The sequence below is a fragment of the Paraburkholderia ferrariae NBRC 106233 genome (genome assembly GCF_000685035.1).
GTDB lineage: Bacteria > Pseudomonadota > Gammaproteobacteria > Burkholderiales > Burkholderiaceae > Paraburkholderia > Paraburkholderia ferrariae.
In genome coordinates this window covers 193,280-207,260 of record NZ_BAYB01000004.1, presented here as the reverse complement: position 1 = coordinate 207,260, position 13,981 = coordinate 193,280, and the positions used below count along the sequence as shown (strand labels likewise).

General features: G+C 57.4%; 15 protein-coding genes and 1 pseudogene. 6 read left to right on the top strand and 10 right to left on the bottom strand.

From position 1 onward, the window contains the following. The 3 genes and pseudogenes from BFE01S_RS04505 to BFE01S_RS37355 all read left to right on the top strand — a co-directional run. Positions 1 to 951 (top strand): tyrosine-type recombinase/integrase, encoded by a 951-nt coding sequence (locus BFE01S_RS04505; RefSeq protein ID WP_028224545.1) that lies wholly within the window; start codon positions 1 to 3, stop codon positions 949 to 951. Further along, positions 944 to 1,951 (top strand): site-specific integrase, encoded by a 1,008-nt coding sequence (locus tag BFE01S_RS04500; RefSeq protein WP_028224544.1) that lies wholly within the window; start codon positions 944 to 946, stop codon positions 1,949 to 1,951. Before BFE01S_RS04505 ends, BFE01S_RS04500 begins: the two co-directional genes overlap by 8 nt. 190 nt (positions 1,952 to 2,141) lie before the next feature. Beyond that, positions 2,142 to 2,990, top strand: a pseudogene (locus BFE01S_RS37355) (IS110 family RNA-guided transposase); the annotation flags it as partial. Between the two features lie 492 nt (positions 2,991 to 3,482). Here the strand turns inward: BFE01S_RS37355 and BFE01S_RS45570 are convergent. The 10 genes from BFE01S_RS45570 to BFE01S_RS37335 all read right to left on the bottom strand — a co-directional run bounded on the left by BFE01S_RS45570 (position 3,483) and on the right by BFE01S_RS37335 (position 10,503). Further along, on the bottom strand, positions 3,483 to 4,091 hold the full coding sequence (locus BFE01S_RS45570) for a helix-turn-helix domain-containing protein (RefSeq protein WP_245621028.1): 609 nt from the start codon (positions 4,089 to 4,091) through the stop codon (positions 3,483 to 3,485). Next, a complete protein-coding gene (locus tag BFE01S_RS37350) occupies positions 4,091 to 4,411 on the bottom strand; it encodes a response regulator (RefSeq protein WP_063607668.1) in 321 nt (106 codons plus the stop codon). The genes BFE01S_RS45570 and BFE01S_RS37350 overlap by 1 nt, the downstream gene beginning before the upstream one ends. Positions 4,412 to 5,704: 1,293 nt before the next feature. Then, complete coding sequence (locus BFE01S_RS04485; RefSeq protein ID WP_028224543.1) at positions 5,705 to 6,040, bottom strand: hypothetical protein; 336 nt, start codon at positions 6,038 to 6,040, stop codon at positions 5,705 to 5,707. 56 nt (positions 6,041 to 6,096) lie between these two features. Then, positions 6,097 to 6,309, bottom strand: a complete 213-nt coding sequence (locus BFE01S_RS04480) for a hypothetical protein (RefSeq protein WP_028224542.1) — start codon at positions 6,307 to 6,309, stop codon at positions 6,097 to 6,099. A 674-nt stretch (positions 6,310 to 6,983) separates the two neighbouring features. Then, positions 6,984 to 7,184: a response regulator gene (locus BFE01S_RS42565; protein WP_051743429.1), complete on the bottom strand. Its 201-nt coding sequence runs from the start codon at positions 7,182 to 7,184 to the stop codon at positions 6,984 to 6,986. A gap of 11 nt (positions 7,185 to 7,195) precedes the next feature. Beyond that, positions 7,196 to 7,345, bottom strand: a complete 150-nt coding sequence (locus tag BFE01S_RS42560; RefSeq protein WP_156966907.1) for a response regulator transcription factor — start codon at positions 7,343 to 7,345, stop codon at positions 7,196 to 7,198. A gap of 228 nt (positions 7,346 to 7,573) precedes the next feature. Next, on the bottom strand, positions 7,574 to 7,894 hold the full coding sequence (locus tag BFE01S_RS45305) for a hypothetical protein (protein ID WP_063607667.1): 321 nt from the start codon (positions 7,892 to 7,894) through the stop codon (positions 7,574 to 7,576). Positions 7,895 to 8,754: 860 nt separating this feature from the next. Next, positions 8,755 to 8,958, bottom strand: coding sequence for a cold-shock protein (locus BFE01S_RS04465; protein ID WP_028224541.1), 204 nt, complete (start codon positions 8,956 to 8,958; stop codon positions 8,755 to 8,757). Between the two features lie 765 nt (positions 8,959 to 9,723). Beyond that, complete coding sequence (locus BFE01S_RS04460) at positions 9,724 to 9,963, bottom strand: DUF2442 domain-containing protein (RefSeq protein ID WP_028224540.1); 240 nt, start codon at positions 9,961 to 9,963, stop codon at positions 9,724 to 9,726. Positions 9,964 to 10,131: 168 nt separating this feature from the next. Further along, positions 10,132 to 10,503, bottom strand: a complete 372-nt coding sequence (locus tag BFE01S_RS37335) for a response regulator (protein WP_051743427.1) — start codon at positions 10,501 to 10,503, stop codon at positions 10,132 to 10,134. Positions 10,504 to 10,716: 213 nt separating this feature from the next. Here BFE01S_RS37335 and BFE01S_RS04450 point away from each other — a divergent pair, with 213 nt between their 5' ends. The 3 genes from BFE01S_RS04450 (at position 10,717) to BFE01S_RS04440 (ending at position 13,941) form a co-directional block, all read left to right on the top strand. Continuing rightward, positions 10,717 to 12,477: a hybrid sensor histidine kinase/response regulator gene (locus BFE01S_RS04450; RefSeq protein ID WP_028224539.1), complete on the top strand. Its 1,761-nt coding sequence runs from the start codon at positions 10,717 to 10,719 to the stop codon at positions 12,475 to 12,477. 260 nt (positions 12,478 to 12,737) lie between these two features. Further along, positions 12,738 to 13,334 carry a ParB-like protein gene (locus tag BFE01S_RS04445; protein ID WP_028224538.1) on the top strand — a complete coding sequence of 199 codons (597 nt, stop codon included), beginning with the start codon at positions 12,738 to 12,740 and terminating at the stop codon, positions 13,332 to 13,334. Positions 13,335 to 13,437: 103 nt separating this feature from the next. Beyond that, positions 13,438 to 13,941, top strand: a complete 504-nt coding sequence (locus BFE01S_RS04440) for a DUF421 domain-containing protein (RefSeq protein ID WP_028224537.1) — start codon at positions 13,438 to 13,440, stop codon at positions 13,939 to 13,941. Positions 13,942 to 13,981 lie beyond the last annotated feature (40 nt).

The window sequence follows — 13,981 nt, the reverse complement described above, 5'->3', positions numbered from 1 at the left end:
ATGAAGCCCGCCACCACCATGGTCTCCCTGGTCGAGGACTACCTCGAATACCGGCGGCGACTCGGCTTTGCCCTGGAGAGTGACGCGAGGCGGCTGCTGTGCTTCGCTCGCTTCGCCGATCAGGTCGGTCATCGCGGTCCGATCACGGAGGAACTCGCTTTACGTTGGGCCAGTTCATCGACCCGCACCACCGCCATCACGAGGGCGGGCCGATTGAAGATCTTGAGCCCATTCGCCAAGTATCGTCTGCAATTTGATCCCGCCACCGAAATTGCTCCGCCCGGACTTTGTGGACCGGGATACCGACGGCTAACCCCGCATATCTATTCGGAGCAGGAGATCGAGGCGTTATTGGTTACTGCGCGCCAACTTCCGCCCGCCGGTGGCCTGCGTCCAGTTACCTGTGAAACCGTCTTCGGTCTGCTCGCCGCTACCGGTTTGCGTATATCGGAGGCGTTGGCTCTTCGGCGCCTGGACGTAGACCTCGAACGTGGTCTACTCACGATCCGGCAGAGCAAGTTTCGCAAATCGCGTCTGGTTCCTCTACATCCGACCACCACCGAGGCCCTCCGTGCCTATGCGTGTGATCGCGATAAAAGGTTACGCGCGTCAACGACCGACGCGTTCTTTGTGTCGGACAGCGGCAGACCGATGAACTATCGCCAGATCGAATACGCCTTCGCCTGTCTTCGCGCACAGCTCGGATGGCGGGCTCGAGGAGGTCACCCGCACCCACGCATCCACGACCTGAGGCACAGCTTTATCTGCCGCCGTCTGATCGGCTGGTACCAGGAGGGAATCAATGTCGACAACTCGATGCTTGTGCTCTCCACCTATGTCGGACACACCCAGGTCACCGACACGTTCTGGTATGTGACGGGAATTCCTGAGCTGATGGCCATTGCTGGCGATCGCTTCGAGCGCTTCACCCAAGGAGGCCGCCATGCCTGAACTGCATTCATCCCCAACGTTTGCGCAGTTGATTCAGCAGTTCTTTCTGGAGCACCTGATGCAGCAACGTAACGCCAGCCCGCGAACTGTGGCAGCTTACCGCGATACCATGCGGCTGCTTCTCCAATTTGTCGAACAGCGGCTGCACCGACCACCTGAGCGCGTGGCACTCAGCGATCTTGACGCACCGCTGATCCTTGAGTTCCTTAACCACCTCGAAGTGGGGCGCCACAACAGCATCCGCAGCCGCAACCTTCGACTTGCCGCCATTCGCTCGTTTCTGCACTACGCAGCGTTCCGAGCCCCGGAGTCGCTTCGCACGATTCAACAGGTTCTTGCGATCCCAACGAAACGCTACGAACGCCCGCTAGTCCGCTTTCTCTCACGAGACGAAATATGTGCATTGCTCGATGCACCCGACCCCAACACGTGGTGCGGCCAGCGCGATCGCGTAATGTTGGCAACCCTCTATAACACCGGCGCCCGGGTGTCCGAACTCATCGGCATACGCGTGGGCGACGTCGAACTGGATAGAAGCCCTTCGGTACGTCTTCACGGCAAGGGTCGCAAGGAACGTGCGGTCCCGCTTTGGCGCAGCACCGCCAGCCAGATCCGGCTCTGGCTGCGGCAGATTGGTGCCTCACCTGAACAGCGGCTCTTTCCAAATCGCTCCGGCGGACCGATGACGCGCACCGGAGTTACCGACCGACTTAACCTCGCGTACCAGGCAGCGGCAACTCGTTGCTCAGGGTTCAATGCCCGACGCATCTCACCCCACCTGGTTCGGCACGCGACTGCCATGCATCTGCTCCAGGCTGGCGTTGACCTGACAGTCATCGCGCTGTGGCTGGGTCACGAGAATCCAGCGACTACGCACATGTACATAGAAGCAGACCTGGCCATGAAGGAAAGAGCCCTGAGTGCACTCCAGGCGCCCCAGAGCAAGCAGCGCCGCTACCGGCCGACCGACCGCCTGCTGCAGTTTCTCGATGGGCTGTGATTATGCACGTCCAAAAGAGCCCGTGCGGTCCGCGAAGGCTGTGAGGCTCGCGCATCCGGATGGGTCGCGCGGCGTGGTTTGCACTGCAGTTCACATTGGCACTTACGCCGCGCAATCCAATCCGCTTAATAACAAACCATGCATAATCCCGGGGCGTCCATAATACGTGCTATAGAAATATTTCTATAGGACCTATAACTGGTACTGGCTCGTCGATGGCCTGATGGCCGCCGGCTTTGCCGTGCATCTCGCAAATACCTCTGCCATCAAACAGTACGAGGGCCTGAAGTATGCGGGCGACGAACGCGACGCCGTGTTTCTCGCGCATATCTTCCGCCTTGGACTATTGCCAGAAGGATACATCTACCCACCAGAGGAGCGAGGCTTGCGTGATCTCGCCCGCAAGCGCATGCAGCTCGTGCAGCAAAGCACGCTCAACAGGCTCAGCATCGAGAACATCCTGGCCCGGCAGTTGAACCTGCGACTCAACGCACAACAGGTTCGCCACCTCGATAGGACCGCCGTAAGCGCACTTTGTTTGCCGCCGCATACCGAGTGTGCGTTGATGGCGAACCTCACGGTCCTGCGCACGCTGCAGGCCCAGATCCACGCAATCGAAACCGTTCTACATCGCACGGTCAAACTGCGGCCCGAGTTCGCGATCCTCAAGACCGCGCCAGGCATCGGTGACACCCTTGCGACTACCATCATGCTGGAAACGGGCACAATTTCCCGCTTTGCCAGTGTTGGCCACTTCAGCTCCTACTGCCGGTGCGTCGAGAGCAAGCGGATCTCGAACGGCAAGAAGAAGGGTGAAGGCAACGCAAAGAACGGCAACAAGTATCTCTCGTGGGCTTTCATCGAGGCTGCCGCCATCGCAATGCGCAGCTGTCCGCAGGCCAAACGCTTCTATGAGCGCAAAAGAGCCCGGCGCATGCCTGTCGTGGCGATGAAGGCGCTCGCGCACAAACTCGCGCGTGCCGCCTTCTACATGCTACGTGACGGCAAACCCTTTGAGGTCACAAAATGTTTCGGTTAGATCCGGCAGGAGATCGTGAGCCCGGTAAATTTGTTGGCGTAAATCCAGGCAAGTGATTGGGCCACGCACTCCTGCCACCTTCCGTTGACGAATGCCGGGACGCCCAGACCATGAGCCGAAATAAGGTTGGCGCTGCTGACGCGGTATGCCGAACTTCGTGAATACTCCCGTGGACACCGGTCTGGTACCGATGGTTTTCTGGGGCTCTACATGAGCCAGGGGCGAACGCCAAAGTCCCGGCCCTCGCCTTGATCCCGATGGATGACTGGTACAGACCAGCGCTGCAACCAGATGATAGAAAAATCGGATGCGCACTCATGCGCTTCGACGTGAAGACGTGGTTGAAATTGCTTCACATAAGCAGGGACAGGCCTGAGAGGCGCGTGCTTGTCTCTTGACCTTGGCCTTTCAATGGATGACTATCCAAACCTACAGGTGCTACGCATAACCGAGGGACTACCGTGCGGGAGCAGAAGATGCAGACCTGGTGTCCTATGGTTGCCCGGTGCAAAGCCAATGAACGTCAAGGCTGAGGATATCAGCAAGACGGGCACAAACGTTGAGCGGAGGCACCGTGATGCCCTGTCGCCAGTATTGCACGTCGGCCTCGCTCAGGTTTAACCGCCTGGCCACCTGAGCCGAACTGACGCCGGACCGTTTAAACGCCTTATCCAGGCGTGCGGCCAGCGCGCGTCGAAGGCGACTGTCCTCGACGCTGCGTTCGAGGTGACCAATCGACTGGATATGTCTGTTCATCTCTTTAAAATGTCTCCCAGTTTCTATTTGCACGCCGCTTCTATGAGCGTGTCGAGCGATGTTGCATAAACGTCTGTTGCAATGCACCGCTGGCGGAGCATCGTAAGCGGCAGCCAACGGTCCTGCATTACAGGTAATGACTCGCATCCCTGGCAGCCAGTTGAGGACTTCGCCCCGGCACGGCCAAAGGAGCAGGAAAATCGCGAAGGAGCACTGCTCGCAGGTTAAAAGGGGCAGAAATCGGGTTGCACCGTAGCCGAACGGACAACCGAGGAATTGCGAGTTCAGGCGGCCAATAGCGCGCCGTGCAGCGCCACTACCGCGAGCACCTTCAATGACCTTCATCAGCGCTTCCAGGGAAAACGGCTTGTGCAGACAGACATAAAAAGCTGCGGAGATTCCAGGCTGCCGTCGCTGTCTCCTGTCATGGGAACAATGAAGGGCCGGTCAAAGACCCGCATGTCGATAATCGACCGCGCGACAGCGCTGCCCTTGAGACCGGGGAGATTTTCGTCGAGAAGGACCAGTTGGAAAGGCTGCGCGCGAAGTACCCGGAGCGCAGCCTCTCCATCATGTGCCGCCGTAGCGCGGTGATTATAGCAATCCAGTAAAAAGGTCAAACTTTCAGCAACCGCTTCATTATCTTCAACAACAAGCACATCCATTCGAATATCCCTATTACGAAACAAGCTCTGACACGTTCGCAGCACAACCCCGTTTAAGTAATATAATATTATTAAGCATCTCTACTTTTTTGCAATGGTGAGTTTAACAACGTTGGGCCGGTTTTGTTAACCGTTCAAGTTATTAAAAACAGTACGAACGTCCGGATTATTCATCCGGCTTTTGTCTGCGTAAATTCAGCCTCGCATATCGAGCCTTGAGCGATGGGACCTATCCTTGAAAGCGGCCGCTCATGGCCGGGCAACGGTGCGCGTTGTGAGCGGTATCGCGCTGCGGCAAGGTATGCGGCGGGTTCGATAAAGGCACATCGCCCACGCGAATCTCCATTGAATTCCTGCGCTTATCGTGGTGCTCAGTTGACGCGTGTATCAGTACTTCCCGTACGTCGCGAATATTGCGGTAGCGGCGGAGTCGGCCGCCGTCCGGAAGTCCACTTCCCGAAGACGTTCGCGCGATGCGGGTCGGCTCGCCGAAAAAAAAGCCGACTCGTGTCGGCTCAAGGGTTCTAGTGCTTCCGAGGGCAAGCTAGAACTGAGAGAGGTGACTATGCGCCGAATGCGCATTGTCGCGATAGTGGAGCAAATGCCATGCTTTCCGGCGAGGAACCTCGCGGAGCTGGCGATAGATGTTTTAAGGCCCTGATGGCGACATATCAAATCAGCCCCATCTCCCAGGCTTCGCCGCCACTTCTCAATACGGCTTCGTTCGGTAAGGGGTGCGGCACGATACGCGGTAACCTGCCCGCTACTGGGTGCGGTCAACCAGCAACGCGGCTCTGTGCTTAGTGACACTAACGAGTCGAACGCCACACGCGCGTCTTTCAGTCCCTGCATTGCAGCGGCGAATCTGGCGAGCGCAAATGTGGACGGTTGCCAAACTCCATCCTGTCCGAAGTTTGCTTCCAGCGCTGTCGAAGCCGCAAAGACCTCTCGCGTGGCACCGGCGACCCGTTCAAGGGCGTGCATTTCGTGTGACAGCGTTTTTTTCCTCTGCATGGTTCAACCCTCGGCATAAATCGTTGGAGCGTATGGATGGCGGTAGAGAACGAGCGCGCCTGCTTCGTTCCGGATACCCTGCGCCCGCCGTGTTTGCGTACCGATGGCCTGGCGCGTTCTGCTCACGTCGTATGCGTCATCGCGAATGATGAGACACGTTGGTGAGCAGGCATCCCCGGCGCTGGTGGGCCGTGCCTCAACAAAGTCAACAAGCGCATGCTTGTATGAGTGGATGAACCCTTCCAGTCTGCTGACGACCGCACGGGTGTGACGCGTCATTCATTCGCCGCAGAGGTCACTGCACGGTCCGGCGTATCGAACATCGAGCGAGGACCAGTCCTTGAAAACGAGTCGTTTCACAACCCCGCAGTCGTGAACCGCGTGAATGGCATCGCGTTTCACGAAGATACCGGGGCGTTCGTCGGGCAGAACCAGCTGCAACAGCGGACCGAACTTTTGCATGGCGTCGAAAAAGCAGGGTTCGCGCGATCGTTCCGGGACGCCCTGCCAATAAACAAGAGCCGTACTGGGGTTGCTGGCGTCGCGTGCGAGAAAGCGCAGCGTCTGCCGGGCAAGGAGGTACGACGACGGTTCGACGCGTGGGACATCGCGCATGGAGATCTCCGTTGGTTGCCTGTCCATATTCGTGATGCTTGAACCTGAAGCAGCGCTCAGGTCTTCATCTCGACCCCGATGCGTCCCCAGTGGGTCGCATATTTCAACGCCTGCTGGTCGTCGAAGAAGTAATCGAGCGCAGAAAAAGATTCTGGCGAACGGCCGGGCTTTTTGATGACAAGGTCCGCAGCATGGAGACCGCCGTGCACAGGACATGCGCTGGCCGTGAGTTGATAGCCTCGATGAATCGTTGCGACGACTGCCTTCATAAACGGTATCTCGTGTGCCTTGGCTCCAGGGGCGTGGACACCGTCGGCATTCAGGCGCCATCACGCGACTGCTACGGCGGACCATGCCGCTACAGCCCATCTATTGGGATATCCATGTTTCACTGGCATTCTGGGCGAAAGCCATGGTCATCAAAACCGGGGTTAACGCCAAGTGATACCTAGCATATCAGTCCGGTAATTATGGGGGGCGCGAGCCGGTCCGGGGACAGCTTGATTTGGGTTGCTTACTATTACCTTGGAAAATTCGCACCTACCACCGTCGACATGCCTGCCCAGTCCGCGCCTAGGCCGGGCTCGAGGCACAGCTTTGTGAGTCAACCAGCCATCCACGCAATAATAGTTCCGGGATAGGATTTTCAACTTCGGCGAGAGACGGATGCCGGTTCGTTTCAGCATCTCATCCGCAGATGTCGCTTAACGACCTCGCAAACGTACTGTGGCTTCGTGGGATGCATCGGAGGCAACGACCAGTTTGCTTCCGCTCATGTCTGCGCGTCAGCTAGCCTTGTTGTTCCCTGTCGAACGACAACAGGGAACGAGTTGCGAAAATCACTTTTGACGACATCCAGTCAGGACGCGTCGTTGTCCACGGTCGTGATAGCGTCGGCCGCCTGGACCACGTTTTGCCGTAGAGAGCGACAAAACACCGCCGGCTAATGGCGGGCTGCCAGCAGGCGCCCGATGAGCGCCGACAATTCCTCCAGTGAAACCGGCTTGCGAAGAAATCCGTCGTACAAGGTGGACCTTGCGTCTGCAGGTGGCAGGTCGCCTGACATGAGAATGACCGGCAGGTCGGCGGCGGGATTGCTATGCCGCAACATCCTGCACAGGGCGAGTCCGTCGATATGCGGCATCTTCCAGTCCGTTACAACGACGTCTGCTGGCGTCCAGCCGCTATCTCGAAGGCTTCCAGCCCGTCCAGGGCGGTCACTGTGTGATGGCCTTCCGACTCCAGGAAAATGCGCAGCGCGTCGATAACGTCTGGCTCGTTATCCACCAGGAGTATTCGGCTCATTGCTTTCCCCGCAAGGCAGTCCCCCTGCACGCGCATTCTCCGTGCCTGATACCCTCCGTGGGCCTTCCCAGTAGATGCGCGTCCGCGTATTGGCGGAGCCCAAACGCCGCAGTCAGTTGGGTTGATGGCAGTCCTTCGCGGTTAACCGCTGGTGAAATTCTGCCGTTCGCGGTCTGGTTGCGCCGGCCGACCTTTTGCAAGCAAAAGGGATATGAAGTTACGCGCCCGTTACGTATCTCGCGTCTTCGCAACCGCCTTCGGTTTGGCAGGGAGCGTGTGCCTTAGCGCACGGCGCTCGTCCTGGAGCGAATGGCGTTCCTCGCTCGCCCGGTTATCCGCCATACCGAAGCGTCTTACCGCTGACGCGGCTTCAGGACGCTGGCGCTCGTCAAGGCGGTCTGCGAGCAGTTCCCGAAAGACGGATAGTCTTTCCTTTCCATGCTGCTGCAGGAACTCATTCACCACTTCGGCAACGGCCGTCTGCAATGTGGCTTCGGTCAATGTACTGGCAATATGGGAACCGCCTCTTGCCAGTTCGACGACATACATCACCCTGCAACGCTCAATATCAGCAGTACAGCGACTCCTTCGCCTGATGGTCATTGTCGTTCTCTCACAGTTTTTCTGTTGTGACCGAGACTGTTAGCACCGTCTTTCGTCCGCGCAGCTCGAGCCCCACTTCAATACCAATCCAATTCATTATATTGGACGCCCCAGAATTTGCCAAACAACGCCGCAAAACGCCTTAAATGATGGTCGCGCGGCGCGTCAGAAAGATGAATACGGCAAAAGCCATGATTAACTGGTCAGGGGAAACTGATTAAACGATTTGAATCAATCGTAATTCGGCACTAACCACGAAACAACCTGGCAACTAAGGGGCGTCGCCAGAAGGACCATGAACGTTCATCGTCGCCGTCGAAAAATATGCCGATGGTGAGTCGACCAATGATGAGTGAGAACTGGAAAAACCCAGCCGGACTGAATATGCGTCACCGCATGTCCCCAGCACCATCACGGTGCCGGTCCATGGCGACCTGAAGCCACGATACCGCGCTGGTTGTTCGTGCGCCAGCAAGTGAGCCCGAAGAACCTAACACGTTCGTGGCAGTAGTTGACGCGAGAAGACGCCTCCGAAGGCTAGTTGCAATCGCTCAGTCAATGACACCATACCGCGGACCGCACACGCACAACGCATCAGTTTGAGCGGCGTGACGGTTTCCCCGGGAACATACGACTCCAATTGCCGCCGTGAGAACCGTACATGCCAGCCCAATCATGGCACGAGACGCCAGTTTCTGGACGGTTCGTGTTACTCATCATCGCCACACTGTTTGTCATATCGCAGACGGGAATCAGCAGGCAGTGTCGCGCGCTAAAAAGACCGAGCGCAACCGGGCATCCTTTACTTACAGAGGCTGGATGTTCGCGGCCTGCTTGCCCTTTGGTCCCTGCTTGACCTCGAAGCTCACCTTTTGCCCCTCCTGAAGCGACTTGAAGCCTCCCGATTTGATTTCAGCAAAGTGAGCAAACAGGTCTTCACCTCCACCGTCCGGCGTGATGAAGCCAAAGCCCTTCGAATCGTTAAACCACTTCACTGTACCGGTAGCCATGGTTGCTTCCAAAATTGAAGTAAGCAGTGCAATAGCGACGCTATCGGTCACGTCGCAGACACGTTCAATGCCTTCAGATAATCGAACGGCAGCTTCACCTCCACTTTCGGTTTTATGACGACCGTGGAACTGCTGTCGACAAAAGGGACTTCGCGACCGACAAGGCAACGCCGGGCAGCGGTTCCAGGCAGAGAGACGCCCGATAGTAAAACATTAGCGACCCGCGTTCTCGGGCCGGTATAAAAGGAACGCCGGGACATTTACGTCTTCGTCAATCTCCGGTCAGAATATTTGCTCATGGTCTAGAGAGATGGCGAAGTGTTCGCGCTCGGCTGCCGTGGCTGCTTTCAACACGGGGGAACCAGTCCAGCGGAAACTGAACAGAGGGCCCCGTGGACATGTCGAGAAATAGGTACCTACTGTCGAAATGCACGTCCACCGCAGCGCGGTTCATAATTGACTGCTTAAAAGGGCACCTTAAAGATAGGTCGCAGCAGCGCCGCGTTCAAGAACGGACGAGTAACCGACGTCAAACGGAAAGCTCGGGTACCGGTGCCCGGCGGTCGGTACGCGATGGAGACTTATTCAGCGCAGTTTCGCATTGCACGAGTTATCCACATAATATGTTCACTAGGCTGTGCGTAACTCGCGCACGGGTGCAGGGCAAATGGTCAGCCTCGCTGCAGTCTGGCCTGTGTACACGTGGGTAGACCCTTGGACAGGATGACCGCTCACTGTCGCAGAAGTCCCATGTCACCCCAAGCGCTAGCGGCGTGCAGTGTTGGACATGAAAGCAAGCAATGCTGCGACGTTCACGTCTTCATCGATTTCAGGCCAGAACAATTGCTGCCGGTCCATTGAGATGGCGAAGCGTTCGCGCTCCTCCTGCGTCGCGGCCTTCAGAACAGGAAGCCAGTTAAGCGGGATTCGGACCGGCCTTCCTTCGGACAGGTCTAGAAGCAGATGCCTACCTTCAAAGCGGACGTCAATTGCGAGGCCGCGCATGCTCATCTCCGGTACGGGAGGACGTTAAAGAATGGGTTACAGCAGAATGTCGTCGAGAAACTAATGCCGAAGAGAAGACCGCTAATCTGCGGTAAGGTTCTGACATCCGACGTGGCGCCAGGGAACTGCCTTGATGAAGTCGCCGGGACACTTCCGGACGCCGCCCCATCATTCCAGCGGAACACGGATATACGCGCCTGACTGTGCGCGTTCCCGACGGGAACGAATCGCGTGTAACAGCCCGTTTACGGGAGTCGGCTTTAACAGGAATACGTCCCAAAGTCGTTCCGTCTGCTGCGGCGGCAACGCGGCCGACAGCATGACCACTGGTGTGTCAACCGTTGCACAGTCGCTCTTTAGCCGGCGGCACAGCTCAATGCCGTCAATGCGGGGCATCATCCAGTCGGTCACGATAACGTCTGGACATTGGGCAGCAGCGACAACGAGTGCGGCTGCGCCGTCAGAAGCCGTCACCACGCGATAGCCCTCAAATTCGACCAGCATTTGAAGCGGACGCAGAATTTTAGGGTCATCGTCCACGAGAAGTATTGTCGCAGGATTTTCACATTTCCAGCCGGACATAAGGTTAACAAGCTATGGCAGCAATATCTGCGCCATACTTGCCTCGTCGATATGGCCGGTGTCAGTGCTGCTGCTATAGCCATTGTGCCGCGACGCCTGAACGCACCGACTACAATTCAACTGGGTAGTTATTTCGCATACCTATGACAGGAACTACCTCCAGGAGGCCATATGATTGGAGCGGCTGCGCCACCCGCAGCAGAACACGCGTTACGCGCGGGTACGTTGGTCACAGCGGTGCTTCGCTCGCGCGCACATCGTCCACCCGATTTTGCAACTGAAAACGAATCGATGCATCGTCTGGCACACGCACTGACGACCTCACACAGTGCGATGCTGCAGACGCTTTCGGATATGGCGCTTCATCTCTGCGAGGGCGGCAGCGCAGGCATCGGCTTACTGGAACGGAATACCGACGGCTGCCCAGTGTTTCGCTGGGTGGCAGTGTCGGGCGAAAACGTTACGGCCCTGAACACCGTAACGCCGGTTGCAGACAGTCCGAGTGGCATTACGCTCGAACTGGAAGCCGGGCAACTGTTCTCGTTTCCACAGCGTCATTTCGCATGTCTGCGGGATGTGGTCCCGGAGGTTATCGAAGAACTGGTCGTCCCGATACCTGGTGAACCTACGCCGTGGGGCACGCTATGGGTGATGTCTCACGACAGGGACTATCTCTTTGATTCGGAGGACCTCAGAATCCTGACCAGCCTCGCCAACTTCACCTGCGCGGCGCTCACGATGACACGCGCAAAAGCGGACGCTGAAGCCAGGGCGGCAGAAGCAGAGGCAGTAAGAAATGCGCTGGCATTGGCGGAAGCTCGCAAGGACGACTTCATTGCGTTGCTGAGTCACGAACTGCGCACCCCCCTTGGGCCCATTGACAGTGCCATGACTGCCGCGCGAAAACTCGCGACAGACAATCCCGGCGTAATGTCTGCGTTGGGCATTGCTGACAGGCAGTTGCGGATACTGAAACGACTCGTAGGTGACCTGCTCGACGCGTCCCGGATAAGGCACGGCAAACTTTCTCTCCGTCCTTCGTACGGGTTACTCCAGGATATCGTCGCAGACGCGGTGACGGCGATGAAGGCAAACATCAATAATGGTGAGCATCAATTGCATCTCAAGGTGCCGCCGCAGCCGGTGACCGTCCACGCCGACCCGGCGCGCCTCACACAAGTTGTGGCAAACCTGCTGTCGAACGCGGTGAAATACACGCCAGCTGGCGGCGACATCACCCTGACGGTGGAGGCACCTGATCTCAGCATCGAGTCGACACACGACTCATCGTCCCGGCATGCGATCATCAAAGTGAAGGACAACGGCACGGGCATTTCGGCGTCGCTCCTGCCGCACGTTTTCGAGATGTTTGCCCAGTCTGCCTCGGCGCGAACGCGAGCAGAGGGCGGCCTCGGAATTGGACTGGCCCTCGTGAAGCATCTGGTGGCGGCACACAATGGCACAGTTACCATAGCGAGCGCCGGCGAAGGCCAAGGGACGGAGGTAACGATACGACTACCCATTGTCTGTGAAACCGTAGACGAGTCGACAAAGTCAATGCCGCATGCAATGACACCGAGGCGCATCCTCCTCGTCGACGACAACGCGGACGCGATAGAGGCGTTGGGCACGGTCCTCGAACTCGAAGGGCATGAAGTAAAGCGAGCGACGAATGGACCAGACGCGCTGTCGATAGTGGAGTCATTTATGCCCGAGATTGCCCTCATTGATATCACGATGCCCGGCATGGATGGCCTTGAACTCGCACAGTTGCTGCGCCTGCGCGCGCAGTGCTCCTTGACCAGGCTGGTTGCTCTAACAGGCTATGTCAATGATCCCACCAGCTTTCAGAACGACGAACGGGTATTTGACTTTCACCTCACTAAACCACTATCGCTGGACGACCTCGCCGATGTCCTGTCGTGCTCATAGGGTTTCGCTTTCGGGTGAATAGCAGCCAGGAATGAAGTATGCGCGCCTCTCCAATCTCGCAAAGGTCGCCGGTGACGATTTTTTCGGTCATCGAATTGTGACGGCGCTGCGAACAGCGACGTGCGATGCGGCGAGTTCACTGCGATGCCCGGACGGCCGGGTATTGGAGGGAAGGCCTGACGCAGTGAGTGGCATCCGCTAACGATGAACTTCGCCGTCTATCATGGGCGAACACTTCCGTTGTTCGCCGAGGAGGAGCATTGAAAACAGCAATCATCAAGGACCTTCGCCCAACTCAGTTGACGCATGGACTGCGAGAGATACGTCAAAAGACTCAGTTCTACCAGTCGCTGTCCGGTCATGACCTGAACATGGCGATTGCGGAAAAGCCCGTCCCGCTGGTCATTGGCCCCGGCGGTTCACCTTTTGCGATTGACCATCATCATGTCGCAACTGCGTTGTGGCACGTTGGGATAAAAGCAATGCCGGCGGTGCTCGTGGCCGATTTTTCATCGCTGCCGTACCAGGAATTCTGGCTGTCGATGGAGAACCGTCGCTGGACCTACCCTTACGACGCCAAAGGTCAACGCAAAAGCTTCACTGATATGCCATACCACGTGTGGGAGTTAGCTGACGATGAATATCGCAGCCTTGCGGCTTCGGTTCGCGACGCAGGTGGATACGAAAAAACCACTGTGCCACTGGAAGAATTCAGGTGGGCGGACCTGTTTCGCACCTATCTACCGTACCCCAGGACAGACGACGAATTCGTTTCCGTTGAACGCCAGGCGTTCAAGCTTGCAAGGAGCAAAGCGGCTGCGGGCTTGCCAGGTTACATCGGCAAAGCGCGACGGTAGGCGGCAACCAGTAACAGCCCCCTGGTAACCCCGCACATTCTTGCGCCGCCCAGTGACTCGGACACGCACGGCAAAGCAGCTCAGAGGAGAAAAGGAGACATCCATGCAAACACTCATCGCATTGTTCGGGGAGGGGAAGAACCTCTCTGCATTGCAAATGGGGATGCGCGCAGGAGTGACGTTTTTTGCCGCACTCGCTTTGATTCGTATATCGGGGCGACGTTCCTTCGGTCAGCGTTCACCGTTCGATTACGTTGTTGCCATTCTGCTTGGCGCAACATTGAGCCGCGCTATCGTCGGCGCTTCGCCAGCTGCACCGACCTTTTTCGCTTCACTGGTTATCGTGCTCATGCATCGCACCCTGGCGTGGGCTTGCGTCCGCTCGCGCGCGCTGGAGTTGCTGGTAGGAGGTGTGGAGCGACAGCTATATCGAGACGGGAATTTCAACGAACGACAAATGTTAGCGGCGCTTGTTTCCCGAACCGACGTCCTGGAGACAGTCCGGAAAGAACTGGGCACCGATGCACTGGACACGGTGCAAAGCGCGATTCTTGAACGCAACGGCGAAATAAGCATCATCCGGAAGAGCAGCGCATTAGACCGATGAAGATATCTCACTGTCCTGTTACCGGGGACGCGCATATTCC